This is a genomic window from Streptomyces torulosus (assembly GCF_001419765.1).
Classification (GTDB): Bacteria; Actinomycetota; Actinomycetes; order Streptomycetales; family Streptomycetaceae; genus Streptomyces; species Streptomyces torulosus.
Map to the genome: position 1 here is coordinate 1 of NZ_LIRK01000249.1, position 6,442 is coordinate 6,442.

General features: G+C 69.7%; 6 protein-coding genes. 2 read left to right on the top strand and 4 right to left on the bottom strand.

What is annotated here, in order from left to right; all coding sequences use genetic code 11:
* Positions 1-321: 321 nt before the first annotated feature.
* Complete coding sequence (locus AOK23_RS17645) at positions 322-909, top strand: isochorismatase family protein (RefSeq protein ID WP_055541411.1); 588 nt, start codon at positions 322-324, stop codon at positions 907-909.
* A 198-nt stretch (positions 910-1,107) separates the two neighbouring features.
* On the opposite strand, the gene AOK23_RS17650 is transcribed toward AOK23_RS17645, so the two are convergent.
* On the bottom strand, positions 1,108-1,533 hold the full coding sequence (locus AOK23_RS17650) for a hypothetical protein (RefSeq protein ID WP_055713658.1): 426 nt from the start codon (positions 1,531-1,533) through the stop codon (positions 1,108-1,110).
* 123 nt (positions 1,534-1,656) lie between these two features.
* Positions 1,657-4,020 (bottom strand): immune inhibitor A domain-containing protein, encoded by a 2,364-nt coding sequence (locus tag AOK23_RS17655; RefSeq protein ID WP_055713659.1) that lies wholly within the window; start codon positions 4,018-4,020, stop codon positions 1,657-1,659.
* A 453-nt stretch (positions 4,021-4,473) separates the two neighbouring features.
* Between AOK23_RS17655 and AOK23_RS17660 the strand changes: the two genes are divergently transcribed.
* Positions 4,474-4,773 carry a hypothetical protein gene (locus AOK23_RS17660; RefSeq protein WP_055520926.1) on the top strand — a complete coding sequence of 100 codons (300 nt, stop codon included), beginning with the start codon at positions 4,474-4,476 and terminating at the stop codon, positions 4,771-4,773.
* 183 nt (positions 4,774-4,956) lie between these two features.
* Here the strand turns inward: AOK23_RS17660 and AOK23_RS17665 are convergent, their stop codons facing one another.
* Together AOK23_RS17665 and AOK23_RS17670 are read right to left on the bottom strand one after the other, a co-directional pair.
* Complete coding sequence (locus AOK23_RS17665; RefSeq protein WP_055713660.1) at positions 4,957-5,658, bottom strand: RDD family protein; 702 nt, start codon at positions 5,656-5,658, stop codon at positions 4,957-4,959.
* Between the two features lie 61 nt (positions 5,659-5,719).
* On the bottom strand, positions 5,720-6,442 hold a 723-nt coding region (locus AOK23_RS17670), incomplete at its 5' end, for an RDD family protein (RefSeq protein WP_240496426.1).

Below are 6,442 nucleotides of genomic sequence, written 5' to 3' on the forward strand. Positions count from 1 at the left end.
AGCGAGCAGGCGCGGGCGCACGCGGGGAGCGGATCGGGGTGCCGGCCCACGCGAGAGCGGGGGCTGCGGGCGCACATAGGGAGCGGACGGGTGCGGGGGCGCCCGATGTGCCCTGGTGTGAGCCGGTCAGCGCCCGCGTGCTCGGCCTGTGCCCCGGTCCGCGCCTCGGGCGAGCGCCGGATGCCCCCTCCCGAATGCCTTCGGAAGTCTCTAGGCTCGGAAGTTCGTAGTCCCGCGGATCGGCCGGGCCAGCACGCTCCCCGCGTCAGGAAACCCACCCCATATCGACCCAGAGTCGAAGAGTCGAAGGACACCGACACCATGCGCCGCGCCTTGATCGTCGTTGACGTGCAGAACGACTTCTGCGAGGGGGGCAGCCTCGCGGTGGCCGGCGGTGCCGATGTGGCCGCCGCCATCACCGAGCTGATCGGCCAGGCGGCCGGCCCCGGCTACCGGCATGTGGTGGCCACCCGCGACCACCACATCGCCCCGGGCGGCCACTTCGCCGACAACCCTGACTACGTCCACTCCTGGCCGGCGCACTGTGTCGCCGGCACGGAGGGCGTCGGCTTCCACCCGAACTTCGCCCCCGCGATCGCCTCCGGCGCGGTCGACGCCGTCTTCGACAAGGGTGCGTACGCCGCCGCGTACAGCGGTTTCGAGGGCGCCGACGAGAACGGCGTCTCCTTGGCGGACTGGCTGCGGGCCCGCGACATCGACGAGGTCGACGTCGTCGGCATCGCCACGGACCACTGCGTGCGCGCCACCGCCCTGGACGCCGCGAGAGCGGGCTTCCGCACCCAGGTCCTGCTGGACCTGACCGCGGGCGTCGCCGAGGAGACGACGGAGCGCGCCCTGGAGGAGCTGCGCGAGGCGGGAGTGGAACTCACGGGCAAGCCCGTGGTCTGACCCCGCGCGCCCCCGCTCCCGGCAAAGGCAACCCGGCGCCCACCCGGCCCAGGACGTTCACCCGGCGCATCCAGCACCCACCCGCTCCCGGCGAGCGGCCGCGCATCCAGCACCCACCCGCTCCCGGCGAGCGGCCGCGCACCCGGCGCCTCCGGCGGCACCGCTCCGCGCAGACGCCCAGCAGACGCCCTGTCGACCTCAGACGTGGGCCCGGGGCCTCCTCAGGAGGGCTCGGATGGGGTGCCAGAGCTCCGGGGTCGTGGACGTGGGGCAGACCGCCGACGTGCGCCATATCAGCCCGTCTGGGTGGTGCAGCACCGCCGTGATCTCGTCCGGTGTCGGGGGCGCCGCGTTGCCGCGGAGGTAGATCGCGCGCAGTCCCAGGTTGCGCAGCCGGGTGAGGGCGCGGGCCCGGTTCGCGGCCAGCACCAGCACCCGGACCGAGCCGTCGTCCGCCGGGGACACCCCGGGGAGCCCCCCGGCGTGGGCCGGCAGGGCCCGTGCGGGCGCCTCGACCCGGGTGGTCGGACCGGCCGGGACGGGGTCCCGGGGCGGCGGTGCCGGCAGGTTCAGGGCGACGACGACATTGCCGTCCGGCAGCTTGCAGAAACCTCCTACGGCCATGCAGGTCACACCCCCGTGCGCGTCAGTGTCAATAAGAAGGCCACAGCACGCACCTAAACACGTCCGGCCGCGACCCGCCAAGGGGGTCGCGGCCGGACATGGTCTGACCTGCGGAAATGCTGGTTACTTCACCGCGGGGCCGACCAGGAGCGAGATCGTGGAGCCGTCCTTGGCCTCCTTGACGATCTTGATCTTGGTGTTGGTGTCAGTGATCTTGACACCGCCCGTCGGGTTCGTCTCGTCGTAGTAGGTGTTGGTGTGGTCGTTGAACGTCGACACACCCTTCGACGACGGGATCGTGGTGAGCACGTCGGCCTTGTGCAGCTTCAGGCCGTCGGTGCGGTACAGGCTGAACGGCGAGTCGTAGGACTGGATGCGGTTGCGCATCACCGTGCCGTCGGCCCACTTGAGCGCCTTCGGGTGGGAGTCGATCGGGAGGACCAGGCCGACACCCGGGTGGGTGCTGGTGTTGTTGTCCGCCTGCGAGGTGTCCCACTTCCAGATCAGCAGACCGTTCTGGTACGGGTAGTGCTCCACCCAGTCCGGACGCGTGGTCGAGAAGCCGAAGTTGTACGGGCCGACCTTGAGGGTCTTGTCGTACGAGACGTACTGGCGGTTCTCCGCGATGTAGTACTGGGCGTAGTCGTCCGTGATGGACGCGCCGATACGGGAGAAGCCCTTCGTGGCCCAGGCCGCGTCCGTGCTCTCCGCGTTGTCGGTGAACAGGGCGCCGCCGTCGGCGACCACGGAGATGCGGTCGGCCGCGAAGCCCTTGGGGGCGACGCCGCCGTCCGTCTGGTAGCGGAAGCGCAGGTCGAACTTCTTGCCCGCGTAGGCGTCCAGCGAGTACGACAGCTTCTTGTACGCGCCGGAGGAACCGGTCAGCGCCGGCTTGCCGCTGGCGTCCTTCGGGATCGCCGCGCCGTCCACCGTGCCGTCGACCGCGGTCCAGTTGGCGCCGCCGTCCGTCGACACCTCGGTGTAGAGGTAGTCGTACTCGGCCTCGATGTCGAACCAGCCGTCGAGGGTGAGCGCGGCGGACGACTTGCCCGTGAGGTCCACGGAACGGGTCAGGGTGTTGGAGAGGTTGTCACCGCTGCCGCTCCACCACTGACCAGAGCCCTCGGCGGGCTCGACGATCTCGGTGGTGACCTTCTTCTGGGGCAGCTCGACCACGAGGGCCTGCTTGTCCCAGGTGTTGTACGCGGCGAGACCCAGCTTGTGCGTGGACTGCTTGCCGGCCTTGGCGGTGTCGAAGTTGAGCCAGCCCAGCTGCATCTTGTCCCAGGCGGTCATGTCGCCGGGCAGGTCACCGATCTCGTTCTTGCCGGTGCCGAGCCAGGAGCCGGACGACATCAGGGTCCAGAAACCCGTGGAGTTGTCGCCGTTGCCCGTGGTGTCGTAGTGGTCCGGCAGACCGAGGTCGTGGCCGTACTCGTGGGCGAAGACACCGAGGCCGCCGTTCTCCGGCTGGATGGTGTAGTCGCCGACCCAGATGCCCGTGTCACCGACCTTGGCGCCACCGAGCTTGTTGCCCTCGGGGCCGCTCACACCGGCGTCGGTGCCGAACGCGTACCAGCGGTGGGCCCAGATGGCGTCCGTGCCCTGCGCGCCGCCGCCGGCGGACTCGTCCTCACCGGCGTGCACGATCTGGAAGTGGTCGATGTAACCGTCGGGCTCGTTGAAGTCGCCGTCGCCGTCGAAGTCGTAACGGTCCCACTTGTCGTACTTGGCGACCTCGGCCTTGATCTGCGCGTCGGTGCGCCCGGCCGCCTTCTGCTGGGCGACCCAGGAGGTCAGACCGTCGCTGACGACGTTCCACACGCTGGTGCAGTTCGTCTGACCGCACTTGTTGTTGCCGTAGCGGGCCTCGTTGTAGGGCACCTTGACCCAGTCCGAGACCGTGCCCTCGACCGAGTAGCGGCCCGAGGACTGCTTCTCGTAGTACTTCTTCATCGACTCGGTCTTCTTGCCGGTGCCGAAGTACATGTCCTGGAAGTGCTTGCGGTTGTAGTCCGCCTTCCAAGCCGTGGAGTTGTCCTTCTTGCGGTTCGGCTTGGCGATCTTGTTGTGCAGCGGGCCGGGCGTGCCGCCGTACTGGCTGTCGATCTGGTCGCCGAACTCGACGAGGATCGTGAAGATCTTGTCGGTCTTCTCGCGGCCGAGCTCGACGTACTTGCTCTGGCCCTTCTTGCTCTTGAGCTTCACGACCTTTGAGCCGTCACGGTTCTTGACCGTGGCGTCGCCGGATATGACCTGCTTGAGAGCTTCCTCGCGCTGGGCCTCCTGAGTCTTGCTCATGGGGCCTTCGAGGTCATGGTCGTGCTCGCCGTGCCCGGCGTGGTCCGCCGGGTCGTGGCGGTTCGCGGCGGCTGCCGACTTGCCGTCCCCGTCCTGCGCCACCGCGTAGGTCGAGAAGGTGGCCGCGGCCGTCGCCATGGCGACGCTGATCGCCGCCGCCCTGAACGTCCAGGGTCTACTGGTCACTTGAGGTCCTCCCCCGCGCCCGTCCGCGCGGAGGGGATGTCCTGGTCGTGGAGGAAGTCCGCGGGCGGTATACGCGTGTAGTCAAGTGACGACATTCGACTGGAGTTTCGAGAGAAAAAACAGATCTTGACTTGCACAGGTCAAGGCGCTAATGCGTCTATGGGAAGCGCTTGTTCGTTATGCGGACGTTATGTACCGCCGCCAACCGGCGCGCATATGCGTCCACTTCCTGGACCCCATGACTCGGTGCGCCCCCTGTGCCCCCATGCCCGTGGGTCAGGTCACGCTTACCCGTCGTTCCCCTCGGGCACCCTGGCGAATAGAGTCGATTGGCGGAGCGCCGGACGTCGGCGGAAGCCAAGCCGACAGCACTGCTTCACCTTTGATTCGTATCCGCAACCTCCCCTCAGCGCGAGAGGCACGGGGAGAACCCCACCCGAGGACACGATTGCCATGCCTCGTCCGACGACCGCACAGCTCGCCTACGGCTCCTGCACCGTGATCCTGTCCACCCTCGCCATGCTGCTGCTGTCACAGACGAGTTCCGGCGTGGGGATCGCGGTGATCGCCCTCTCCGCCCTCGCCCTGGGCCTCCTCGTCTCCCTGACCGTGCCGCTGCCCAAGCCGGCCTCGGCGAGGGCCTCCACCGTCACCGCCGGGAACCGGGTCAAGGCCCCGGCGACCGTTCCGGCGGGCCCGGCGCCCGAGCCGGTCCGGGAGCGGGAACCGGTGCACGAGCCGACGGCTTCCTGAACCTCTTTCGGCGACCTACCGGGACGCCGCGCGGAAACGTGACGGTGGGCCCGTGTTCCACGGACCCACCGTTCTGTGCGAGTCCGTGGGACGCCGACCCGCCGTTCCCCACGGCTCCCCGCCGCCTCCCGGGCTCCCGTCGTGTCCCGGCCTCCCGTCGCCTCCCCCGGGCTGCCGCCCGCCTCACTCCGTGCTGACCACCACCGTCTTGGCCGCCTTGTCGTGCAGACCCTGCTTGTACGGCTTGTCGAAGAAGCTCCAGCCGCCCGCGATCGCCGTCCAGACGCAGGCGCAGCAGAAGGCGAAGGGGATCCACAGCACCGCCGCGCGCAGCAGCGAGGTCTGCGTCGAGGGCGTGTTGCCGTCGCTGAGGTTCGCCACCCGGAGCTTCATCACCCGCTTGCCGAGGGTCTGACCGTTCCTGACCGTGAAGAACGTGTCGTACGTGATGTAGAGGACCGCGGCGAGCACTTCCTGCCCCACGGACCTGCTGAACTCGAAGTCGTCGGTGTCGACGGTGTACTGGCTGATCCTGAACGCCCAGGCCAGCAGCCCCACCACGATGCCCACGAGGATCATGTCCATGAGGCGGGCGAGCACCCGCTTGCCGCTGTCGGCGAGCGGCGGCATCCCCAGGAGCGGGTCGTTGGGGAAGGAACCGCCGCCGTAGGGGTCACCGCCGTACGGGTCACCGCCGTAGGGTCCGCCACCGCCGTAGGGCGGCGGCTCGTTCCCGTACGGGGGCGACTGGCTGCCGTAGGGCGGTTCTCCGGGTGGGGTGCCGTGCGGGGAGCCGCCGTCCTGGTCCGGCGGAGGCTGCTTCCTGAACGGGTCGTCGTCGTCCGGGGACCGACCGGAGCCGAAGGGCGGCGGTTCACTGCTCATGGCCCGAGTCGACCGCGAACCCCCCGGCTCCGCATCCGGCACGGGGCCGTACGGAGTACGGCTACTCGCCGGCGACGAAGGTGTGGGCCGCCTTGTCGTGCCAGCACTGGCGCCACGGCTTGTCGATCACACACCACAGGACGCCGACGACACCGATGCCGAGCAGACCGGGGACGGTGTGGGCGAGCCAGCGGCGCAGGGACCCGCCGAACGACGGGGGCTCGTGGCCCTCGATGTCCCGCACCTCCAGGCGGAGCAGCTTCTTGCCGAGGGTGCGGCCCCACTTGGCGGTGGGCAGCACCTCGTAGAGGGCGCTCACCACGAACAGGACGCCCAGGATGATGCCCAGGTACACCGAGGTCGTGCCGTCGAGCAGCCAGACGGTGACCTTCTCGCCGGAGAGCCTGGCCGCGTCGATCTTCCCGTCGATGTGGTCGAGCGCCTTGGTGCCGAACGGGACCGCGGCCACGGCCGTGACGGAACCGACGATCGCGCTGTCCACGAGGCGGGCCACCAGCCGCCGGCCGAGCCCGGCGGGGCGGGCCTCCGCCTGCCGTCGGGCGACCGCCTGGAACGGGTCCTCCACCACCGGCTTCCAGGGGGCGACCGGCTGCTCGCCGTCCCCGCCGGCCAGCCTGTGCACCTGCTGCGCCCAGGAGGGCTGACCGCCGCCGGACCCGACGGCCATGGGCGTGTCGGCCGACTGCCGGAAAGCGGTGGGCTGCTGGGGCAGGCCCGGGGCAGGCTGCCCCGTCGGCGAGGCCTGCGGTGTCTGCGGTGTCTG